Origin of the sequence: Rhizobium skierniewicense, assembly GCF_014196515.1 — a bacterium.
GTDB classification, from domain to species: domain Bacteria; phylum Pseudomonadota; class Alphaproteobacteria; order Rhizobiales; family Rhizobiaceae; genus Agrobacterium; species Agrobacterium skierniewicense.
The window spans coordinates 242053-262499 of sequence record NZ_JACIDV010000004.1 but is presented as its reverse complement, the minus strand read 5'-3'; the positions used below and the strand labels follow the sequence as shown (position 1 = coordinate 262499).

Genomic DNA, 20447 nt, shown 5'->3' with positions numbered 1-20447 from the left:
CAATCAATAAGACACCAGCAAGGCCGAACCGTCCTTGCCGAACTTGGGTTTGACGCCGAGAATAGCGGCCGAGCGCGAGATGATGTCGTGCACCATCGGTGCGGCAGACGTACCAGCCAGTGCGGCACCGTTGCCCTTGTCCGTCTTCGGTTCGTCGATGAAGGACAGAACCACATATTCAGGCTTGTCCATCGGGAATGCTGAGAGGAAGGCGTTGAAGTTCTTGTCGTGAACGTAGCGACCATTGACGACCTTGTCCGCTGTGCCCGTCTTGCCGCCCACATTGAAGCCCTCGACACGCGCATTGCGGCCGGAACCATTGACGCCGTTCCATTCGAACAGGAAGCGCATGTCCTTGCTCGCGCCCGGCTGCAAGACCTGCTTGGCAACCTGATCGGCCTGCGCCACTGTGCGCGGCAGGAACGTTGGCTCGATCAGCTTGCCGCCATTGACCAGCGCTGCACCGGCAATCGCCGTCTGCAAAGGCGTCGTCGACACGCCGTGACCGAAGGAAATGGTCACCGAGTTGATCTTCTTCCAAACGCGCGGCTGGGACGGCATGGCGATTTCCGGTAGTTCTGTCTGCATCTTGGTCAAAAGACCAAGCCGCGTCAGAAACTCCTTGTGACCCTCGATGCCAACGGTATCGGCAATCTTTGCAGTACCGATATTGGACGAATACTGAAAGATCTCAGGGACGGACAGGATACGGCCCTTGCCGTGGAAATCCTTGATGGTGAAGCCACCGATGCGGATCGGCGCGCGCGCATCGAACGTATCGTTGATGTGCACCTTGCCGGAATCCAGACCCATGGCGATGGTGAAGGACTTGAAGGTCGACCCCATCTCGAACGTGCCGTTCGACATGCGGTTCAGCCAGCCTTCTTTGGCACCTTCGGCCGGGTTGTTCGGATCATAATCCGGCAGCGATGCCATGGCGAGAATTTCGCCCGTGTGAACGTTGATCACGACGGCGCCAGCGCCGATTGCCTGAAACTTCTTGATGGCGTCGGCAACCACTTCACGCACGATGGCCTGAACGCGCAGATCAATCGAAAGCTTGACCGGCTCGAGGGGCTGATCGGACGTCATGCCGAGCGCCGTCAGATCGGCAAGACCCTGATTGTCCAGATAGCGCTCCATGCCCGCAACGCCGCGGTTGTCGATATTGACGTGACCGACAACATGCGCAGCGGTGTGACCGCCGGGATAGAAACGGCGCTTCTCAGGGCGGAAACCAATGCCGGGAATGCCAAGCGCCAGAATCTGACTCTGTTGCTTTGGAGTCAACTGGCGTCGCAGCCACTGGAAGCGGGATTCGGATTTCAGTTTCTGATACGTACCGCGCGTATCAAGATCAGGCAGAACGGTCTGCAGTTTTTCGACAGCTTCATCGACATCCACGATGCGGTGCGGCTCTGCAAACAGCGAGACGGTCCGAATGTCGGTCGCCAGCACCTCACCGTTGCGGTCCAGAAGGTCTGGACGCGAAGCCATCAACCGGTCTGCGGGGGCAATGCTGGAAACGGTTTCTGGCTGTGTCATGCCATATTGAATGAGGCGTCCACCGACAACGCCATAGAACACGACAAAACCGACAACCAGCAAACCAACCCGGGTCTTGGCCTGCGTGGCGCGTCGCTTGCGCGCACCCTCGAAGGCCGCATGGTCGGCAAAACCAGTGGTGCTTGCGGAAAAATGAGCCCTGCTTTTCAGAACCATGACGCGAGACAGAAAAGACATCAGTCCACCGATCCAGTTATCGTTTCATCCATATCGCCAGCCTCATCACCCGCCTCAGCACGTACCGCTGGCATCGGCTGCGCAGGCCGCGCCGCGCGCGCGCGCGGTTGCGGTGCGGGTGCGCCACCAGTGGCCACAATCTGTCCGGCAGGTTTGGATTTGGGCTTTGCACCGCCGAGTGTTGCGCCGGGCCTGGAACCATTCATAGCAGCGGCGATCACATCCTCCACGCTCATGCCCTGTGGCTCCGGTGGCTGCGGTAGTTGCGAACGCAGCATCGGCAATTCCTTCGGCTGCGAAAGCTGTGTCGGCTGTGTCGGTGCCAGCGCGAGATCGTCCTGATAAGCATTGACCAAGCGGTGCAGACGGTTCGGCTGCGTCAGCAGCGCCCAGTCGGCGCGCAGAAGATCGATGGTGTCTTTCTCCAGCTTGATTTCCGTCTCCAGCTTTCGCACGGATTCCAATTTCACATCGGCCTGATGCTTGATCGTGTAGGTCACGACAGCAGCAGACACCATCACACCCATCAGAATGAAATCGAGAGTACGCAGCATATCAGCCTCCCATCTTTTCGAGACTTGTGAGATTGGGAAGCTCGAAAATCGACATGTCGGCTGGCCGCACCGGCGCCGTTGTGCGCATGCCAGCGCGCAGTTTGGCAGACCGGGCCCGCGGATTGATATCCGCCTCCTCGTCACTGGCCGCGATCATCGGTTTGCCCAAGGCATCGAAGATCGCTGATTTGGCAGCCAGCATAGGCATGTGGCGCGAGCCTGCTGCACGGTCGGAACGGTCAGCGAAATACTTCTTGACGATACGGTCTTCCAGCGAATGGAATGTGACCACGACGAGCCGACCGCCGGGCTTCAAAGCCCGTTCTGCAGCAAACAGAGCCTGCGCCAGTTCACCGAGCTCATCATTGACGAACACGCGCAGTGCCTGAAAAACGCGCGTTGCAGGGTGGATCTTGTCTTTGGCTTTCCGCGGGGTGACGATTTCGATCAGCCCAGCCAGATCACGCGTCGTACGAAATGGCTCGTCTGCACGCTTCTTTTCGATGGCGCGCGCGATGCGGCCCGACTGCTTTTCCTCGCCCAGAAAACCGAAGATGCGAATGAGATCGCCGACCTTGCAGCGGTTGACGACATCTGCCGCCGAAACGCCCGAAGACGACATACGCATGTCGAGCGGCCCGTTTCTTTGAAAGGAGAAACCGCGTTCGGCCTCATCGATCTGCATGGAGGAAACACCGATATCCAGCACGATACCATCAAGGCCTTCGGCTGGCGCATGCGCTGCAAGATTGGAAAACTGGGACTGGATCAGCGACAGACGACCGCCGCTGGCGCCAACCATGGCTTGCCCATCAGCAATCGCGTTGGGATCACGGTCAAGCGCGATGACATGCGCGCCCTGATCGAGAATGGCCTGAGTGTAGCCGCCAGCACCGAATGTGCCGTCCAGAATGACTTTTCCGGGCGCTGGCTCCAGCGCCTTGAGAACGTCACGGAGAAGGACCGGAATGTGGCGAACCGGTCCGCCGCTGGCTTCAGAAGAGTGTTCGCCAGAATTCGCCGCCATTCGGTGTCCCCGTCCTATACGGGGCGAGCAGCCGTAAAACCGCGCCCCGTTCTTGCCGCCTTCTGCGCCTCGTAAAACGCATCCGGTTGCCACAACTGAAAATGATCCGCTCGACCGACAAAGGTAACCTCGGTCGTTATGTTGGCGAATTCCCGAATGAAATCCGTTACCATCAACCGCCCTTCCGCATCGAGCTTCATGAAAACGCCGCCGCCGTGAACCAGCAGCGACATTGCGTTCGCTTCCGGCGAGAAAGCATCCATGGACGCGATCTGCCGTTCGTATCGCTCCAGCAAGTCCGGACCGCCGACGCTGATGGCCGGAAATGCGAAATCCTGGAGACAATAAAGCTCCTGAATGCTGCGCTCCGTCAGCACCGAACGAAACATTGACGGAACCGAGACGCGCCCCTTGGCGTCGATCCTGTTCGTCACGTTCGATAAAAAGCGACCCATCGCAAAACTCGCCAAAACCACCCGATGCAAAGCAGATAGCCGCATCAACAGGCAACACCTTTACGCATGACAAATCGCTGACCGGCAGGACGTAATGCCCATCGGACCCTTGCAGGCCTCTCCGTTTCAGAGATTGCGGGTCAAAAACACGACCCCTTGTGGTGTGCATTTGGGATACCATGGGACACTTTGGGCGTCAATGGGAGAAGCCAGTGGGATACCGGCTTCGGATCGCATATTCATATCCCGTTAAGTTTAACGAATGGTTTACCGTGTTCATTCAAGCACTTGCGCCACGACAATAAAAAATCGCCTCTAAAATCTTATTTGATTAGCAATAACATGCACTTACGCACACTGCGCTATCGCGCGGCGTAAGGACCATTTATAAAAAGGAATTTGCCAGTTGGCCTGTAAGCCGGGTTCTGTATGGCTCCGGTTTGACCCGGAACGTGGCAGCCATTCATCTAGGACGACATTTACACGCCGCCTCTCGCAACCCACCCGGATGACTCGCCCAAAAACCGGCTGTAGGTCCGCTTTCGCTTGACCCCACGTCATCCCTATTCGGTCTTGCTCCCGGTGGGGTTTACCATGCCACCCCTGTTACCAGCGGCGCGGTGGGCTCTTACCCCACCCTTTCACCCTTACCACCTGAAAGGTGGCGGTCTACTCTCTGCGGCACTTTCCCTAGGGTCGCCCCCGCCGGACGTTATCCGGCACCGTGTTTTCGTGGAGCCCGGACTTTCCTCACCCTACCGTCTTTCGACATTGATAAAGCGCGGCTGCCCGGCCAACTGGCAGGGGCTCCATAGACGGGTTCAGTCATGAAAGCCAACAGAAAATCGGCGGATGGGTAATTAGGCCGAGAAAACCGGCGTGAAATCAGCTCCGTAACCCTCATCGGCAAGAATGCCTTCGGAGAGGAGCTGCGCTCCTAACCGCCCGATTTCATCGGAACTTTTGGCAGCGGCACCGCATCCACCGGTCAGCACCGCGATGCGCGCAGAGGCGGTAAAACCAATGGCTGGAAATCCAGTCGGCGTATAGGACGTCACACAGGCCGCCATGGACACACGCGACGTGTCGATCGACGGGATCAGACTATCGATGATCTCGACGAAATCGTCGCGGACGTTCGCGTTCCCGCCTGAACGGAACCAGTCGCGAATATCCTGATCCGTCTGCAGCGGAACATCCACCGGCTCCCCTCCGATTTTCAGGTAAAACCTGCCATCGGGATAACGCACGGGTGGCAACAGATAGATGTGTTTGCGTGGGTCAGCGGGCTCGTAGATGAGTGACGGCATGCCCGTGTAAAGATTGAGTTCCTCATCGGGGACTTCGAAGAAAGCCACGGTTCTGGCATAGACCGTCATATGAAGCGCTTGCGGCAACAGACCTTGCGCAATGGAAAATCCGCCAGCGGCAACCAGAACCTTCTCCGCCTCGTAGACTTGACCTGATGCTGTCGTCACGATCGCTACGCCATTCTCGTCCTGTACTCTGACAGCGATGTCATCGATCCGCGTCACGCCACGCTTTTCAGCCGAAACGATCTGCGCTCGGACGAGTTCGCGTGGATTGACGTAACCGGCGTTGCTCGCCTCCAACACCCCCTCACAACTGTGCTCGAAAGAGAAATAGGGAAAGCGCTTGGCCAATGCCTCGTCGTCCAACACCTCCGTGGCAACGCCGAGTGTGTCTGCCGCCGCACAGACATTCTCGATATAGGGAAAGCCCGTACCACGCGCCTTGCCGACGATGAGGCAACCGACCTCGCCGTAAAACGTAACACCGCTCTCACGCTCGATCTCGCCGTATCGGGCAATGGAACGATTGGCCATTCGTGCCCAATCGGCATTGCTGTCGATGGTACGGGTGATTCGCGCAGCATCGTAGTGGCTGGCGAAAACACCGGTGTGATGTTTGATATCAGCAGGCTCACCTGGCCCGATCAGAGCGACGCCATCCGTCTTCCCCGCCAGGTGCCGCGCAGCCGCTACCCCCATCATCCCCGCACCAACGACGATATATTTGAACTGTGCTGCCATCATCGCGCTCGCCGATTTTCAGAGTCTATAACAAAGAGGTGTAGCAGTTTGCGGAATCGATGCCAGAGGCTTGGGTTTGATAATGGAGGTGGCAGATGGCATCGGGTGTGGCTTAGGCAAAAACCGGCGCCACACTCCTTGCGAAATCCACCTCTTCCAACTGCCCATCCAGCAACAGGACCGCACCCAGCCGTCCGATCTCGTCGGAGGACTTGGCCGCAACGAAATTACCGCCCGTCAATACGGCGATATTGGAGGACTGCGTGTAGCCGATATAGGGGTAGCCAGTGCGAGTGATGGAGGCGACGCAGGACCCTGACGTGACCGGGCAACCGGTAAGCTCCGGCATCAACTCGACGGCACGTTTGACCAGAAAATCGACCTCGCTTGCTGTCCCATCGGAGTGAAACCACCGCACGGCCTCACTGAGCGTTTCCAGCCGGCCCTTCTCGCTCTCACCACCGATCTTAAGATAGAGCTTGCCATCGGGGTAGCGCACCGGCGGCAAGATGTAGACGATATCTTCGGCATTTTCCGCCAAGACGATGGTTGAAGGCATGCTCGCAAAAGCGCGTTGCTTGTCCGCATCCAGTTCAAAAAATGCAATCGTTCGCCCGGTCGCGGCCATATCCACGTTGACGGGCAGGAGATCAGCCATGTTGGTAAACCCGCCCGCAGCCACGATCACCTTCTCGGCTGTGTAGCGTTGCCCCTCAGCCGTCATCACCTCGACACCGAATGCGGTATCACTGACACGCACCGCCGTTTCACGAATAAGCGTCGCACCCCGACACTCAGCAATCTTGATCTGCGCTTTGACCAATGCGCGCGGATTGACGTAGCCTGCATTGCGTGGCTCAAACCAGCCTTGATGATCACCAGGCAAATGGAACATCGGGAAACGGGCACCCATTTGCGAGGCTGCGAAGGTCTCAACCTCAAGCCCCAGCCTGCCTTGCGCGGACAAGGCGCTGGCGACATAGTCGCCGCCCAGCCCTTTGCCGTTTCCGGCAAACAGGCATCCTGCCTCGTGATAAAATGGAATGCCGCTTTCCGCTTCGATCTGCGCATAGCGCCCGATGGAGCGCTTCGCCAATTCGGCCCACACGGGGTCGCCATCGAAACCACGCGTGATTCGCGCTTCGTCGTAATGGCTGGAAAATACGCCGAGGTGAGTTTTGCGATCCGCAGGTTCGGCAGGCCCGATCAGGGCCACACCATCACCCACGGCCGAAAGGTGTCGCGCCGCAGCGGCACCCATCATGCCGGCGCCGATAACGATAAACCTGAAATCCGCCATCATCGTCTCCCGCTCGCTTCAAGCGCTGACTAGCAAAGTTCAGCGATTTTCAAAAGCTGCAATCCAAGAGTGACTCGAAAGGCATCAACTTTGCAGCAGCGCCTGCACCTTGCCGCAATAGCGCTTCGAGACCGGGTTCATACGCGTGGCCGCATGTCCGGCATTGTAACGCAGAATCGTGCTGCAAACCTGTCCGCCACCGAGCTGATGGGCTGTGGCGAGATATTGCATGCCCCAGCGAATGTTGGTTTCGGGATCATAGAGCGCTTGCGTCGTGCCGCGATAGCCCATCATCCGTGCCGTCGCTGGTTTGATCTGCATCAGCCCCACCTCACCGGCACTGCCGCGCGCCTTCGGGTTGAACTTGCTCTCGACGGACACAATCGCATGCGCCAGATTGGTCGGCACACCATAACGTTTGGCGTATTTCACGATCAGGTCGGAGTACTCGTTTTGCAGTTTCGACGGAAGCGTTCTTTCGGGAATGGGATAGCCGGGCTTGCGGATATAGGTTTCCAACGGCACGGTCGTGATTTTCACCTGATCGTTGGCAACAACAGGGCAACTCTGCGCGGCAAGCAGCACAAGGCAAGCCGAGACAGCAATATATGCTCTTCTCATTGGTATAAAACGTCTCCGGGCACGAAGACTGCGATGTGCGGCGAAAAGGATCAGCCGCTCGGAAAGTTCATCAGAACAATCCTTCGCACGTCTTCATCATTGATACTCACGATCACCGTTTCACATTGAAGCAGATCGCTGGTTTGTGAGACGTATTAAGTGGCCCAATAAGGATATACTGTGGCAAGGCGCAACAAAGGCCCGCTTTCAACTCTTTTTCTGGAACAGATTTTCAATAAAAGCGCTCAGACGCCACGAAATTTCGGCAATGCGGCAATCAGCCGGTGCAGCGTGTCGATAGTTGAAAAATCGGCAATGCCATCGACCAGCGATGGCCTGAAGTGGCGCTGGAAAGCGGCAATGACGCCCTCGGTCTTCTCACAGTAATCACCCGTGATTTCAACAGCGTATCCATAGAGCGACAGCATTGATTGCAGGGCTTCCACGGGTTGCCCGCTATCGCCGCGCTGGAAAAACCTTCCGCCACCGATGGGTGCGGATGGAACCCAGTGACCGACCCCCTGTTGCGACAGGATGTCCCATGGAAATTTTTCGCCCGGATCGATTTTCCTCACAGGTGCGATATCGGAGTGACCGAGCACCCGTTCCGGCGCGATGGACCATCTGGCGCCGCAATCTCGACACAATTCGATCACCGCATCGATCTGTGCTTTCGGAAAGTCAGGAAGACCCGCCGGGTGCCCTGCATTGGCAATCTCGATGCCTATAGAGCGTGAGTTGATATCCGCCAGCCCACCCCAGGAGCTTTTGCCCGCATGCCAAGCACGACGTCGTTCCGGCACAAGCTGCATGATGCGACCGTCTTCAAAGACGAAATAGTGGCTGGAAACCTGGCTTTCGGCATTGCACAGCCATGACAATGCGCTGTCTGCGGTTCCCATTCCCGTGTAATGGAGAATAATCATGTCAGGGCCGTCGACATCGACCCGTTCGCCGTGGTTGGGCGAAGGCACGACGCTGGCACCCGCATAATCCGCAGGGAAATCAATCATGCGACGCGGCGTTCTTTCTCGATGGCCGCATAGGCGGCGTTGAGTGCAGCCATGCGCTCATTCGCAGCGGCGTGCAATTCCATGGGAACGCCGCGCGCAATGAGTTTGTCGGGGTGGTGTTCAGCCACAAGCGAGCGATAACGCTTGCGAATATCGAGAAAATCGTCTGCAGGCGAAACACCAAGCACACGGTAAGGATCCCGTCCCTCCATGTGAACATGTCGTGCCATGATTGTCTCGAAACGATCTTCGGTGATTCGGAAGATGTCCGCGATGCGGCCGAGGAACGCCAATTCCCGCTCGTGGATCAGACCATCAGCCTTGGCGATGTGGAAAAGGCCATCGATAACGCTTTCCAGCATCTCGCAATTCTGCTCTCCGGAACCGCAAAGTCCGGACAGACGCTCGGCATAGGCCTCATAACCGGCCACATCCTGCCGCGCGAGGTTATAAAGTCGCGCAACGTTCTTGGCTTCTTCTTCGGGAAAATCGAATATCTGCCTGAAGGCCTGAACCTCCGCATCATTGACCATACCGTCGGCCTTGGCCATCTTGGCCGACAGGGCAATGATTGCCACCGAGAACGACACCTGACGGCGCGTTTCCGGATCGCCTTCGAACACGGTTCTGACCGCTTCGATAACGCGGCCCAGCACATTGCCCGCCGCATCGCCTATTGCGCCAAGCAGTCGTTCCCACAGCGATGAAAGTTGCAAACAGGCGAAATCATACATCATGGCTTTAAGCATACGGCCCCGCTTGCTGATTGCAATATACATAAAGGTCGCATGGCATTAACTTTTCTTCATCTTGCGATGAGGTTTGGCGGGGTCGTTTCCGTCGCGACGCCACTGGTTTTCCACAGCCTGGAAGCAGTACGAAGTTGGTACGAGCAATTGAAACGATTAGATCAGCCAACTCGTTCAATCGCTTTGAAGATTGGTGCGAAATGCCCGATTTTCTTGAGAAATTCACTTTACATGCTCGTTTCGCTGCCGCATCCATTTGCCCTACGACATCTTTGGAATGAACACGAAGGAGTGCCACGATGGCCAAACAGAAAGTTGCAATGTTGACCGCAGGCGGTCTTGCACCATGCCTCTCCTCTGCCGTGGGTGGCCTGATCGAACGCTACAGCGACATCGCGCCTGACATTGACATCGTTGCCTATCGCTCCGGTTATCAAGGCGTTCTGTTGGGCGACAGCGTTCAAATTACCAAGGATATGCGCGAGAAAGCGCACCTTTTGCACCGCTACGGCGGCTCGCCGATTGGCAACAGCCGTGTGAAGCTGACCAATGCCGCAGACTGCGCCAAGCGCGGGCTCGTCAAGGAAGGTGAAAACCCTTTGGCCGTGGCGGCAGACCGTCTGGCAAAGGATGGCGTCACCATTTTGCACACCATTGGCGGTGATGACACCAACACGACGGCTGCGGACCTTGCGGCCTACCTCGGCGCCAATGGCTATAACCTCACCGTTGTCGGCCTTCCCAAAACCGTCGATAACGACGTCGTGCCTATCAAGCAGTCGCTGGGCGCGTGGACTGCAGCGGAAGTTGGCGCAAACTTCTTCGACAATGTCAGCAACGAACAAAGTGCAGCGCCCAAGACCTTCGTCATTCACGAAGTCATGGGGCGCCACTGCGGCTGGCTGACGGCGGCAACGGCGCGGGCCTATATCCAAAAGACCACTGGCAATGAATATGTCGATGGCCTGTTGATGGGACCACAGCTAAAGAGCATCGATGGTCTGTATCTGCCGGAAATGGCCTTCGATATCCAGGCCGAGGCAGAGCGCCTGAAGAAGACGATGGAAAAGACGGGCTTCGTCACGCTCTTCGTCTCTGAAGGTGCAGGCCTTGATTCGATCGTTGCCGAGCGCGAAGCATCCGGCGAAACCGTCAAGCGTGATGCTTTCGGTCACGTCAAGATCGACACCATCAATGTTGGCGGGTGGTTCCAGAAGCAGTTCGCCAGCCTGATCGGCGCGGAACGCACAATGGTGCAAAAGTCGGGCTATTACGCGCGCTCCGCCCCCGCCAATGGCCAGGACCTGCGGCTCATCCAGGGCATGGTTGATCTGGCCGTGGAAAGCGCACTCAACAAGGTTTCGGGCGTTACCGGCCATGACGAAGACCAAGGCGGCAAGCTGCGCACCATCGAATTTCCGCGCATCAAGGGCGGCAAGCACTTCGACCTATCGACACCGTGGTTTGGCGAGGTCATGAACCACATTGGCCAGCCCTACAAAGCGGCATAGAGCATAAAAGCGCCTCTTTACGCCGCATGATGCTGTGAACCGCAAACTGTGGCGTAAACACACCGCTCTCGACGTTATGAACCTATCACCCCAGAAATGCGTTTCGGTTTCTGGGGTGATACTGTAGGTTACAAAGAAATGACGTGCAGGGAGGGCTAGGAGGAAAGCATATGTCCGCACAAGTCTGGCTGGTGTTCTGCTCGGCCTGCGCTATCCTTTTCGCACTGCCCTCACCCGTGTCCTTCAAAGTCGCGAGCTATACCGCCATACGCGGCAAGCGCGCCATGGTCGCAGCTCTCACTGGCGCGACACTTGGCATCGTCACAACGGTTACCGCCGCCTCCATTATCGTCGTCGGCGCAGAACTCTTGCCCTCCACGCTTGTGGACATCGCACGCTGGGCCGGCACGGCTTGGCTGATGCTGTTTACCCTGTGGACGATTGCGACACCCGCCGCGCGCGAAGCCAATGCCGACAACGATAACCTGCGCGGAAAATCCTTCGGCACCATCTTTTCGGATTGCTTCGTGATGGCAGCTTTGCGTTTGCGTTATTTCGGCTTCTTCGTCGCTTTCCTCATGCAGTTTTTGAACGGCACCCGCGACGTCGTTGAAATGGTCACGCAAATGCAGTCGGTCCTTCTCTTGATTGCGCTCGTATGCCTTGGCCTGCAGGCGGCTTTCGCACGCTTTACGATCACGTCTGTGCGGAGAATGTCGGCTAGCAAAAAAGCAAAGAATTCAAAGCGAAAGAGCTTCATCGCTGGCCGCGCCGTGACCGCCGGATACCGCCGTATCGCTGCATAAGACATTGCTGTTAAGTCGCCGCTTGCCCGAAACCTTACGATAGGTTAATGATCGCCGGATAGGGACTGCCTGCTTCGCTGGAAACGGGGGTATCGAGCGACAGGCGCACTCAAGGGCGGCAGCATGAAATTTTCAGGCAGTTTTGGTCGAAGATCGGCGCTTCTTATGTCGTCCACAGTGGGCCTTGCGCTGTCACTGGCAGGATGCACAAGCGTCGAATATTCGGCCAAGGGCGATCCATCGCACCCGAAGATAGCCTCGGTTACGGCCACATCGGCAGACACAACCACCACCCAGATGGCAAGTGTGACACCTGCAACGGCAGCAGCCGGAGCGACGACGGAAACCGCGGCAGTTGCCACACAAGTCGCTTCCACGGCAACGACCTTACCAACATCAACCGCCCTCAAGGGTGGCCGCGTTGCACTTCCCCCCGCATCCGAAATTGCAGCCGCTGCTGCCATAGACACGCAGTTGCAGCCACAGGCGGCTACTCAGGTCGCTCTTGCAGCACCGGCCGCCACGACACCGGCGGCAGCAGCCTTGGCTCACCAGACGGCGAGTGCCGCGCTTCCGCAGGTCGTTGCGCTCAAGGGAAGCTTTCCGCCAGCACCCGGCGCGCCCGGAACCCCATCAGCGGCAGCCATTCCGCTGACCGAAGAAATGATGAAGCAGCAGAGTGTCATCCCGGTTCCAAAGCCGCAGGGTGCGATGCTTGCCTATGCGTCTGCGCCGCAAAATGCAGCTCTTGCCGCCATCAGCACACGGGAAGCCATCACGCCTTCACTGGATGCGCCATCGATGGTTGGCCGTCAGAAGCTTAGCGGCCTCATCACCAAATACGCCACCATGTACAACGTGCCAGAAGATCTCGTTCACCGCGTCGTGATGCGTGAGAGCCGCTACAATCCAAATGCGGTCAACGGCGGCCATTTCGGCCTTATGCAGATCAAGCACGCCACGGCACGCTCGATGGGCTTCGACGGCCCCGCCTCAGGCCTCTTCGACGCCGAGACCAACCTGAAATACGCCGTGAAATATCTCAGTGGTGCATGGCTGGTGGCCGACAACGATCGTGATAACGCCGTCCGTCTTTACGCCCGCGGCTACTATTACGACGCCAAGCGCAAGGGCATGCTGCACGTTTTGCGCAAGTAGCCTGGCGACACAACCCTCTACCCTCATTGGCTCGAGAACAGTTAAGATCAAGTCCTTGATCGACCTGGCCGTCAAAGACATGCGGACGTATCGCTGCTGGATACAGCCCCCATGCCAATCTAACGGCGACATAAACACCTGACCACCGCCTCGTCATCAAACTGTTGCGTCTCGCGGTTAAACGCCTCTCAACCGAATGAGAGGTGGAATCAGATGACCAGTGTCGCGCCGAAAACCGGTTTCAGCAAAAACGTGAAACTGAAGACAGCGCTGCTCCAACACAAGGCTCTGTCCATCAGCGGCCTGTCGGAGCGCCTGTTCGGTGTTTTGTTTTCCGGTCTGGTCTACCCGCAAATCTGGGAAGACCCTGAGGTCGATATGCAGGCGATGGAGCTGCGCGATGGCCACAGCATCGTCACCATCGGTTCAGGCGGCTGTAACGTCCTTGCCTACCTGTCGCGCAATCCATCTCGCATCGATGTGGTGGATCTCAATCCGCACCACATCGCCCTCAACAAGTTGAAGCTCGCAGCGTTCCGCCACCTGCCGAATCATGGCGACGTCGTGCGCCAGTTCGGTCACGCCAACGTGCGCTCCAACAGCGAAGGCTACGATCGTTTCATTGCCCCAAACCTCGACCCGCAGACACGCGCCTATTGGTCGAAACGCAAGATGACCGGCCGCCGTCGGATTTCTGTGTTCAACGGCAACATCTATCGCACCGGCTTGCTCGGCCGCTTCATTGGCATAGGTCACGTTCTGGCCCGCCTGCACGGTGTGAAGCTTCAGGACATGGCCAATGCCCGTTCGATGGATGAGCAACGTCAGTTCTTCAACGAGAAAGTCGCGCCGCTCTTCGACAAGCCGATGATCCGCTGGCTGACGAAGCGCAAGAGCTCGCTCTTCGGCCTCGGCATTCCACCACGCCAATACGATGAGCTCGCCAGCCTTTCGGACGGCAACACGATTGCTCCGGTTCTTCGCCAGCGTCTTGAAAAGCTCGCCTGTGATTTCCCGCTGAAAGACAATTACTTCGCCTGGCAGGCCTTTGTGCGCCGTTATCCGCAAGCGCAGGAGGGCAACCTTCCCGATTATCTGCGCACCGATTACTATCCCGCCATCCGCAGAAATGCCGCACGCGTTTCCGTACACCACGCCACCTTTACAGAACTGCTGACCTCCAAACCGGCATCTTCTGTCGACCGCTACGTTCTTCTGGACGCGCAGGACTGGATGACGGACACGCAGATCAATGAACTCTGGTCGCAGATCAGCCGTACGGCGGGGCCAGACGCCCGCGTCATTTTCCGCACGGCTGCCGAAAAGAGCGTCATCGAAGGCCGCCTGTCACCCGATATCCGCGCCCAATGGTCCTATCTCGCCGAGCGCTCGCAGGAACTCAACGCGCGTGACCGCTCCGCCATTTATGGTGGCTTCCATATCTATCAGAGGGCGCAGGCATGAAAAGCATCGGTGACAATGTCAGCCTTCGTGATGTCAACCACGCCAACCTGATGGACAAGATGTATCGCAACCAGCGACACATCTATGATCTGACGCGCAAATATTATCTGCTGGGCCGCGACACCACCATCGACAAACTCGATATCCCGCAAGGCGGCAGCTTGCTGGAAATCGGCTGTGGCACCGGCCGCAATCTTCTTCGAGCATCCAAACTTTTCCCGACTGCAAAGATTTACGGCCTTGATATCTCGGCGGAAATGCTGACGACGGCTGCCGAAACCTTCGCCGGGAGGCAGGAAAGGCCTGTGTTGCGCGTCTCAGATGCCACGACCTTCAGGCTCAGCGAATTTGCTCGCAACGATGGTTTTGACCGAATCATGATTTCCTATGCCGTATCGATGATACCGGAATGGGAAAAGGCAGTGGAACGCGCGCTGGCGTCACTTGCGCCCGGTGGTTCCCTGCACATCGTGGATTTCGGGCAACAGGAAGGCCTGCCACGCCCGTTCCGGACTTTGCTACAGGCCTGGTTGACCAAGTTTCACGTCACGCCCCGTGCCAATATGCGATATGTGCTGGAAGCTTTCGCCGGCAGCGCCAACGTTGCGTTGGAATTCCAGCCGATTGCGCGAGGATACGCGTGGCGCGCTGTCATGACCTTGCCAGAGGCCTGAAAACAGCTGCGGTCAACGGTAAAGCATTGAATTTCCCGTCATCCGTCTTGCCATAACGGCTTGTTTACCCTGTTATGGTAAACAGGAGATTACGGCGCCTCTCCGGGGCGACCGGCGCGGACTTTCATTCGTTTCACTGGGATCATCATGCAGCGGCTACTTCCGGCTCTTTTCGTGTCCATCCTCCTGTTGAGCGGCTGCACCTCCACCAGTTATGATTTCCTCGAAACCGCTTCCGTCGGCAAGCCGCGCTTCAAGGATAATGATCCACAGGATTTCGGCGCGCGCTCACCCCACAAGCATGAGGTACACGGTATCGACGTGTCCAAGTGGAATGGGGATATCGACTGGGCAACCGTGCGCAAATCCGGCGTCTCCTTTGCCTTCATCAAGGCAACCGAAGGTACGGACCGTGTCGATGCACGCTTCGACGAATATTGGCGCGAAGCGTCAGCCGCAGGCGTGGCGCACGCGCCCTACCACTTCTATTATTTCTGCGCGACGGCGGATGCCCAGGCAGACTGGTTCATTCGCACCGTGCCCAAAGAGGCGATGAAACTTCCGCCGGTCCTGGACGTCGAATGGAACCCCGCCTCCCCAACCTGCAAGACACGGCCTTCACCAGAGGTGGTCCGTGCCGAGATACAGCAGTTCCTCACCCGCATCGAACGCCACTACGGCAAGCGCCCGATCATCTATACCAGTGTTGATTTCCACCGCGACAATCTGGTCGGCCAGTTCAAGAACTACCCGTTCTGGGTCCGCTCCGTGGCCGCTCACCCCGCCCAGATCTACAGCGACCGCCAATGGGCGTTCTGGCAATATACCGGCACCGGCGTCATTCCCGGCATCAGCACGCCGACAGATATCAATGTCTTCGCCGGCTCGGAAAAGAACTGGCGCACATGGGTGGCATCTGCGAACCAGCCGCGCGGCTAACCCATCGATTTCAACTTGATTTCTGCGGTAATTCCAGCAGATGTGCTGTCGACCGAAGACATGGCGTTGGAAACATCACGTCTGTTGGTGCTTTTCCATCGTCTTGCCCACGCTTCCGCCACAAAGCTTGGCGAACGCATGGTTTAAATCGCACATTTGAGGAATTCTGATGTCCAGCTTTTCGCCACGCAGCCTCGCACTCGCTGCCACCTTTTTTACCTTGTCCTGCGGCTCGGCGCTCGCCATCACTCCCGTGGCGTCTCCGGATGACCCGAAACAGGTGGCCTGCGGCGGTGATCTCAACACCTTCCTACAAGGCGTAAAGACAGAAGCCGTGGGCAAGGGCGTTCCAGCAGAAGCCGTGGACAAGGCGCTGGCTGGCGCGCAGATCGACCAGAAGGTTCTGTCGCGTGACCGCGCTCAGGGCGTGTTCCGCCAGACCTTCCTTGAATTTTCCCAGCGCACTGTCAGCCAGGGCCGCCTCGACATGGGCCGCAAGAAGATTCAGGAGCACTCCGCAGCCTTCAAGCGTGCCGAAGACGAGTATGGCGTGCCTGCAGGTGTGATTGCAGCCTTTTGGGCCATGGAAACGGACTTTGGCGCGGTTCAGGGCGATTTCAACACCCGCAACGCGCTGGTCACGCTGTCGCATGATTGCCGCCGCCCGGAGCTATTCCGCCCGCAACTGATTGCGCTTACCGAAATGGTTCAGCACGGCGATCTCGATCCGGCCACCAACACGGGTGCCTGGGCTGGTGAAATCGGCCAAGTGCAGATGCTGCCCAAGGATATCATCGCATTCGGCGTGGATGGTGATGGCGATGGTCACGTCAACGTCAAGGCGAGCAGCCCGGACGCTATTTTGACGGCTGCCAAATTCATCCAGCATCTTGGCTTCAAGAAGGGCGAGCCCTGGATTCAGGAAGTGTCCGTACCGGAGAACCTGCCTTGGGAAAAATCCGGCCTCGGCGGTACGCTGACAGCAAGCGAATGGTTCAATCTCGGTGTTGCGCCAAAGGATGGCAACAAGAACTTCGGCGCCCTGCCCGCAGCCCTTATCCTGCCACAGGGTCGCAAAGGCCCGGCCTTCATAACCTACCCCAACTTCAACATATACTTGGAATGGAATCAGTCCTTCATCTACACCACCTCGGCCGCCTATTTCGCGACCCGCTTCATGGGCGCACCGGTTTATGCCAAGGGCAATCCTGAGCCCGGCCTTGACGATACCGCGATGAAGGAACTTCAGACCAAGCTCGATGCCAAGACCCATGACGTCGGCAAGATCGATGGCATCCTCGGATCGGGTACACGCATCGCCGTACAGCGTGAACAGCAGCGCCTCGGCCTACCCGCCGATGGATGGCCAACCCGCGCGCTTCTGGATGCTCTTTAAAAACTTTGTATCCGATTCTGACGGATTGCGATGGACGGCTGTGGCATTAACCACGGCCGTTTACTTTTTTTGCAGTTTGCACTGAGTTTTTCAGACCGTAATATAAGTTGTTTTTCAACGCATTGGCTGCAAAGCCTCAGAAATCATTGCCGTTTTCGTGTGCGACGCAATATAGATTTCGCTTTTCAAGAGACACAAAAGGGTCATAATGATTACTGTCAACGTAAAGGAGGCAGAGCATGGGACTTACAAATTCTCTTAATGCCTTAGCAGTGGGTGTGGCGTTCGCGTTTGTTGGAGTGATGTTGTTCATCTGACACGCACCTTGGAGTTATCGGCCACATCAAGCAGTTGATTACAAATTGCCATTAAAAAAACGCAGGTTTTTCGAAACCTGCGTTTTGTTCGTTCTGAAGATGTAACGCCGACTTTACGCTGCGGATTTCCGCATTGGACGATAGCCGACGTTCTCCAGAACCGCGTTCACCAGCGGCGCACGGTTCATGGTGTAGAGGTGGAATTCATTCAGGCCACGCCGTTGTAGATCGAGGATCTGTTCGGCAGCAACATCTGCCGCCACCCTAGCGCGGCCGATCGCATCATCATCGTAACCGGCAAAACGATCGTCCAGAAACGCGGGAACGCTGGTTCCGCAACGACCGGCAAATCGCTTCAACTGCGTCAGGTTCTGGATCGGCATGATACCGGGAACCACGGGAATGCTGATACCGGCTTTGGTCACACGCTCCATGTAACGCTCGAAAATATCATTGTCGAAAAAGAACTGTGTGAGCGCCCGCGTTGCGCCATTGTCGGCCTTGCGTTTCAGCATGTCGATATCGACAGAATCGCTTTCGCTTTCCGGGTGCTTTTCGGGATAGGCCGACACGGAAATCTCGAAATCACCGAGCTCACGCAAGCCCCGTACGAGGGCGGCGGCATTTTCGTACCCGTCCGGGTGTGGCTTGTAAGCCGTGCCTGGACCGGTGGCAGGGTCGCCGCGCAGTGCCACGAAACGCTTGACGCCGATCGCTCGGAGTTCTTCCACCACATCGTGGACCTCCTGCTTGCTGGCATCAACGCATGTCAGATGCGAGGCTGTGGGCAAACCAGCCACCGATATCATGCGATCGACAGCCACCAGTGTCGGTGCCTTCGTCGTGCCACCTGCACCGTAGGTGACGGATACAAAGTCAGGATTCCAGCGGGAAAGCTCCTCGACCGTCTCCCATAGCTGCACGTCCATGTCCGCATTCTTCGGCGGGAAGAACTCGAAGGACAGTTTGAAATTTTCAGTCACGTGGCGGTCTGCCTCAGTCTTCGTCATGTCATGCCCTCCCGGCGGAAAAAAGCGGTGCATTCATCGGCTCCTCGCCGGCCATCAGCAGGCGTGGATCGCGTGCGACCCAGATTGTAACGTCGAGTGACTGGGCAGAGGCATTGCCGGAATGCAGATCAACCGCTTTCTCGGGCGAAAGCCCTGCCTTTTTCAGCCATTCTTCCATGGTTTGATGCGAAAAACCGAGGCGAACATGTGCGTGTTCTTCTCGCAGATATTCGAGTTTGTGGGGCGCCAGATCAATAATCACGAGCCGGCCATTGGGGCGCAACATGCGCGCGGCCTCAGTCAGCGCCATTTCAGGATGGTCCAGGAAGTGCAACACTTGGTGAACCACGACGAGATCGAAATCCTGGCTTTCCAGCGGCAGGTTCAGAATATCGCCGTGGCGCACGGAAGCGTTCGCAACACCAGCCTTGTCGAGATTGGAGCGAGCAACAGCCAGCATATCGCGGCTGGCATCGATGCCAATGGCGCGGCGGTAGATACCGCTACACAACTGAAGAATGCGACCCGTGCCGGTGCCAAGGTCCAGCATGGAATCCACCGGGGTGGTCCCGATGAGTTTCAGAAGCGCAGTTTCCACCGCATCATCACTCACATGCAAACGGCGCAGTTCATCCCAGGCAGACGCATTGCGGCTGAAATAGTCCTGCGCACGCTCCGCCCTCACCCGCTTGACGGAAGACAGGCGCTCAAAGTCGCGCTGGAGGACCGCATCATTGGGAGATGCGACAGAAAGAACCTGTTTAACCATGCCAGCAGCCTTGCCGTCCTGCTTCAAACGGAAGTAAGCCCAGGCACCTTCCTGATAGCGGTCAATCAGATCTTCTTCGGCCAGCAGCTTCAAATGGCGCGAAATACGCGGTTGTGATTGACCGAGTATTTCAGTCAGGTCGGTGACCGTCAGGTCGCCCGCCGACAAAAGCGCAAGCAGCCGAAAGCGTGTCGGCTCGCCTGCCGCTTTCAGTAGCCCTACCAGATTATCAAGCCCCAGAGCCAATACACAAACCTCAATTCAATCAACATATAAAGATATGTTTATACGTTTAGTCGAGATATGCAAGATGGGGAGCGAGCCGCACCTCAGAAAATCTCAATAGATGCCTATGCCACGTTTTTTGAGATATCCTAGGATGGCGCTTCGAACCATCACTCGAGCAAGACGGCGCCGCGTCCCTTACCCGCAAGGATGTCACCGGGATTGCGCAAGGGACAGTCCTTTACGGACAGACAGCCGCAGCCGATGCACCCTTCAAGATCGTCCCTCAATTGCGTCAGCATATCGATACGCTCTTGCAGTTCTGAGCGCCATGCGACGGCCAGACCTTTCCAATCTTCTGCATTCGGCGTTCGCCCATTCGGCAGTGCCGATAAGGCTTGGCGAATATCCGCAAGCGGTATGCCAGCCTGCTGGGCAATTTTAATCACGGCCACACGCCGTAACACCTCGCGTGGATAACGCCTTTGGTTGCCGGCATTGCGAGACGCCGATAGCAGCCCTTTCGCCTCGTAGAAATGAAGGGTCGAAACCGCAATGCCACAGCGCTTGGCCACCTCGCCGACCGATAGTTCCCGATGAACATCCAGTTTCACAACCATGCCTCTTGACCTCAACCATTGTTGAGGTCGTATGAACCCTAT

At 57.3% G+C, this 20447-nt stretch carries 19 protein-coding genes and 1 other RNA gene; 7 read left to right on the top strand and 13 right to left on the bottom strand.

Translation table 11 applies throughout. The features are described from left to right. Positions 1–3 precede the first annotated feature (3 nt). The 10 genes from GGQ73_RS08225 to GGQ73_RS08180 form a co-directional block, all read right to left on the bottom strand. Positions 4–1743, bottom strand: a complete 1740-nt coding sequence (locus GGQ73_RS08225; RefSeq protein WP_183895471.1) for a peptidoglycan D,D-transpeptidase FtsI family protein — start codon at positions 1741–1743, stop codon at positions 4–6. Then, positions 1743–2297, bottom strand: coding sequence for a cell division protein FtsL (gene ftsL / locus GGQ73_RS08220; protein ID WP_183895469.1), 555 nt, complete (start codon positions 2295–2297; stop codon positions 1743–1745). Before ftsL ends, GGQ73_RS08225 begins: the two co-directional genes overlap by 1 nt. A gap of 1 nt (position 2298) precedes the next feature. Further along, positions 2299–3324 carry a 16S rRNA (cytosine(1402)-N(4))-methyltransferase RsmH gene (gene rsmH / locus GGQ73_RS08215; protein ID WP_183895467.1) on the bottom strand — a complete coding sequence of 342 codons (1026 nt, stop codon included), beginning with the start codon at positions 3322–3324 and terminating at the stop codon, positions 2299–2301. A gap of 14 nt (positions 3325–3338) precedes the next feature. Then, positions 3339–3779 (bottom strand): division/cell wall cluster transcriptional repressor MraZ, encoded by a 441-nt coding sequence (mraZ, locus tag GGQ73_RS08210; RefSeq protein ID WP_183895465.1) that lies wholly within the window; start codon positions 3777–3779, stop codon positions 3339–3341. A 398-nt stretch (positions 3780–4177) separates the two neighbouring features. Next, positions 4178–4580, bottom strand: an RNA gene (gene rnpB / locus GGQ73_RS08205) — RNase P RNA component class A. Positions 4581–4639: 59 nt separating this feature from the next. Beyond that, the gene (locus GGQ73_RS08200; protein ID WP_183895463.1) at positions 4640–5833 is read right to left on the bottom strand and encodes an NAD(P)/FAD-dependent oxidoreductase; all 1194 of its coding nucleotides are present in this window, start codon (positions 5831–5833) and stop codon (positions 4640–4642) included. A 112-nt stretch (positions 5834–5945) separates the two neighbouring features. Then, on the bottom strand, positions 5946–7133 hold the full coding sequence (locus tag GGQ73_RS08195) for an FAD-dependent oxidoreductase (RefSeq protein ID WP_183895461.1): 1188 nt from the start codon (positions 7131–7133) through the stop codon (positions 5946–5948). Between the two features lie 84 nt (positions 7134–7217). Beyond that, a complete protein-coding gene (locus tag GGQ73_RS08190) occupies positions 7218–7754 on the bottom strand; it encodes a lytic transglycosylase domain-containing protein (protein ID WP_183895459.1) in 537 nt (178 codons plus the stop codon). A 245-nt stretch (positions 7755–7999) separates the two neighbouring features. Continuing rightward, the gene (locus GGQ73_RS08185; RefSeq protein WP_183895458.1) at positions 8000–8767 is read right to left on the bottom strand and encodes an N-acetylmuramoyl-L-alanine amidase; all 768 of its coding nucleotides are present in this window, start codon (positions 8765–8767) and stop codon (positions 8000–8002) included. Then, positions 8764–9504: a J domain-containing protein gene (locus tag GGQ73_RS08180; protein WP_183895689.1), complete on the bottom strand. Its 741-nt coding sequence runs from the start codon at positions 9502–9504 to the stop codon at positions 8764–8766. The genes GGQ73_RS08185 and GGQ73_RS08180 overlap by 4 nt, the downstream gene beginning before the upstream one ends. 311 nt (positions 9505–9815) lie before the next feature. Here GGQ73_RS08180 and GGQ73_RS08175 point away from each other — a divergent pair, with 311 nt between their 5' ends. From GGQ73_RS08175 to GGQ73_RS08145, 7 genes are all read left to right on the top strand, one after another. Continuing rightward, a complete protein-coding gene (locus GGQ73_RS08175) occupies positions 9816–11027 on the top strand; it encodes a pyrophosphate--fructose-6-phosphate 1-phosphotransferase (RefSeq protein ID WP_183895457.1) in 1212 nt (403 codons plus the stop codon). Between the two features lie 170 nt (positions 11028–11197). Further along, positions 11198–11833 (top strand): LysE family translocator, encoded by a 636-nt coding sequence (locus tag GGQ73_RS08170; protein WP_183895456.1) that lies wholly within the window; start codon positions 11198–11200, stop codon positions 11831–11833. Positions 11834–11956: 123 nt separating this feature from the next. Continuing rightward, entirely contained in the window at positions 11957–12991 is a 1035-nt protein-coding gene (locus GGQ73_RS08165; protein ID WP_183895455.1) for a lytic transglycosylase domain-containing protein, read from the top strand. Between the two features lie 213 nt (positions 12992–13204). Next, positions 13205–14455 carry a BtaA family protein gene (locus GGQ73_RS08160; RefSeq protein ID WP_183895454.1) on the top strand — a complete coding sequence of 417 codons (1251 nt, stop codon included), beginning with the start codon at positions 13205–13207 and terminating at the stop codon, positions 14453–14455. Next, positions 14452–15129: a class I SAM-dependent methyltransferase gene (locus GGQ73_RS08155; RefSeq protein WP_183895453.1), complete on the top strand. Its 678-nt coding sequence runs from the start codon at positions 14452–14454 to the stop codon at positions 15127–15129. The genes GGQ73_RS08160 and GGQ73_RS08155 overlap by 4 nt, the downstream gene beginning before the upstream one ends. A 147-nt stretch (positions 15130–15276) precedes the next feature. Then, complete coding sequence (locus GGQ73_RS08150) at positions 15277–16068, top strand: glycoside hydrolase family 25 protein (RefSeq protein WP_174153538.1); 792 nt, start codon at positions 15277–15279, stop codon at positions 16066–16068. 169 nt (positions 16069–16237) lie between these two features. Next, on the top strand, positions 16238–17464 hold the full coding sequence (locus GGQ73_RS08145; protein ID WP_183895452.1) for a lytic murein transglycosylase: 1227 nt from the start codon (positions 16238–16240) through the stop codon (positions 17462–17464). A 430-nt stretch (positions 17465–17894) separates the two neighbouring features. Here the strand turns inward: GGQ73_RS08145 and metF are convergent, their stop codons facing one another. The 3 genes from metF to soxR all read right to left on the bottom strand — a co-directional run bounded on the left by metF (position 17895) and on the right by soxR (position 20405). Further along, entirely contained in the window at positions 17895–18791 is an 897-nt protein-coding gene (metF, locus tag GGQ73_RS08140; RefSeq protein WP_174153540.1) for a methylenetetrahydrofolate reductase [NAD(P)H], read from the bottom strand. 1 nt (position 18792) lies between these two features. Beyond that, positions 18793–19806 carry an ArsR/SmtB family transcription factor gene (locus tag GGQ73_RS08135; RefSeq protein ID WP_183895451.1) on the bottom strand — a complete coding sequence of 338 codons (1014 nt, stop codon included), beginning with the start codon at positions 19804–19806 and terminating at the stop codon, positions 18793–18795. 149 nt (positions 19807–19955) lie between these two features. Beyond that, complete coding sequence (soxR, locus tag GGQ73_RS08130) at positions 19956–20405, bottom strand: redox-sensitive transcriptional activator SoxR (RefSeq protein ID WP_183895450.1); 450 nt, start codon at positions 20403–20405, stop codon at positions 19956–19958. Positions 20406–20447: the final 42 nt, after the last annotated feature.

What these genes read in the sequence shown, in the direction of transcription:
- GGQ73_RS08180 (WP_183895689.1), bottom strand. Translation starts at nt 9,504, where the DNA reads ATGATGTATGATTTCGCCTGTTTGCAACTTTCATCGCTGTGGGAACGA.
- rsmH (WP_183895467.1), bottom strand. Translation starts at nt 3,324, where the DNA reads ATGGCGGCGAATTCTGGCGAACACTCTTCTGAAGCCAGCGGCGGACCG.
- metF (WP_174153540.1), bottom strand. Translation starts at nt 18,791, where the DNA reads ATGACGAAGACTGAGGCAGACCGCCACGTGACTGAAAATTTCAAACTG.
- GGQ73_RS08155 (WP_183895453.1), top strand. Translation starts at nt 14,452, where the DNA reads ATGAAAAGCATCGGTGACAATGTCAGCCTTCGTGATGTCAACCACGCC.
- GGQ73_RS08175 (WP_183895457.1), top strand. Translation starts at nt 9,816, where the DNA reads ATGGCCAAACAGAAAGTTGCAATGTTGACCGCAGGCGGTCTTGCACCA.
- soxR (WP_183895450.1), bottom strand. Translation starts at nt 20,405, where the DNA reads ATGGTTGTGAAACTGGATGTTCATCGGGAACTATCGGTCGGCGAGGTG.
- GGQ73_RS08195 (WP_183895461.1), bottom strand. Translation starts at nt 7,133, where the DNA reads ATGGCGGATTTCAGGTTTATCGTTATCGGCGCCGGCATGATGGGTGCC.
- GGQ73_RS08160 (WP_183895454.1), top strand. Translation starts at nt 13,205, where the DNA reads ATGACCAGTGTCGCGCCGAAAACCGGTTTCAGCAAAAACGTGAAACTG.
- GGQ73_RS08150 (WP_174153538.1), top strand. Translation starts at nt 15,277, where the DNA reads ATGCAGCGGCTACTTCCGGCTCTTTTCGTGTCCATCCTCCTGTTGAGC.
- GGQ73_RS08225 (WP_183895471.1), bottom strand. Translation starts at nt 1,743, where the DNA reads ATGTCTTTTCTGTCTCGCGTCATGGTTCTGAAAAGCAGGGCTCATTTT.
- mraZ (WP_183895465.1), bottom strand. Translation starts at nt 3,779, where the DNA reads ATGGGTCGCTTTTTATCGAACGTGACGAACAGGATCGACGCCAAGGGG.
- GGQ73_RS08190 (WP_183895459.1), bottom strand. Translation starts at nt 7,754, where the DNA reads ATGAGAAGAGCATATATTGCTGTCTCGGCTTGCCTTGTGCTGCTTGCC.
- GGQ73_RS08185 (WP_183895458.1), bottom strand. Translation starts at nt 8,767, where the DNA reads ATGATTGATTTCCCTGCGGATTATGCGGGTGCCAGCGTCGTGCCTTCG.
- GGQ73_RS08200 (WP_183895463.1), bottom strand. Translation starts at nt 5,833, where the DNA reads ATGGCAGCACAGTTCAAATATATCGTCGTTGGTGCGGGGATGATGGGG.
- GGQ73_RS08165 (WP_183895455.1), top strand. Translation starts at nt 11,957, where the DNA reads ATGAAATTTTCAGGCAGTTTTGGTCGAAGATCGGCGCTTCTTATGTCG.
- GGQ73_RS08145 (WP_183895452.1), top strand. Translation starts at nt 16,238, where the DNA reads ATGTCCAGCTTTTCGCCACGCAGCCTCGCACTCGCTGCCACCTTTTTT.
- ftsL (WP_183895469.1), bottom strand. Translation starts at nt 2,297, where the DNA reads ATGCTGCGTACTCTCGATTTCATTCTGATGGGTGTGATGGTGTCTGCT.
- GGQ73_RS08170 (WP_183895456.1), top strand. Translation starts at nt 11,198, where the DNA reads ATGTCCGCACAAGTCTGGCTGGTGTTCTGCTCGGCCTGCGCTATCCTT.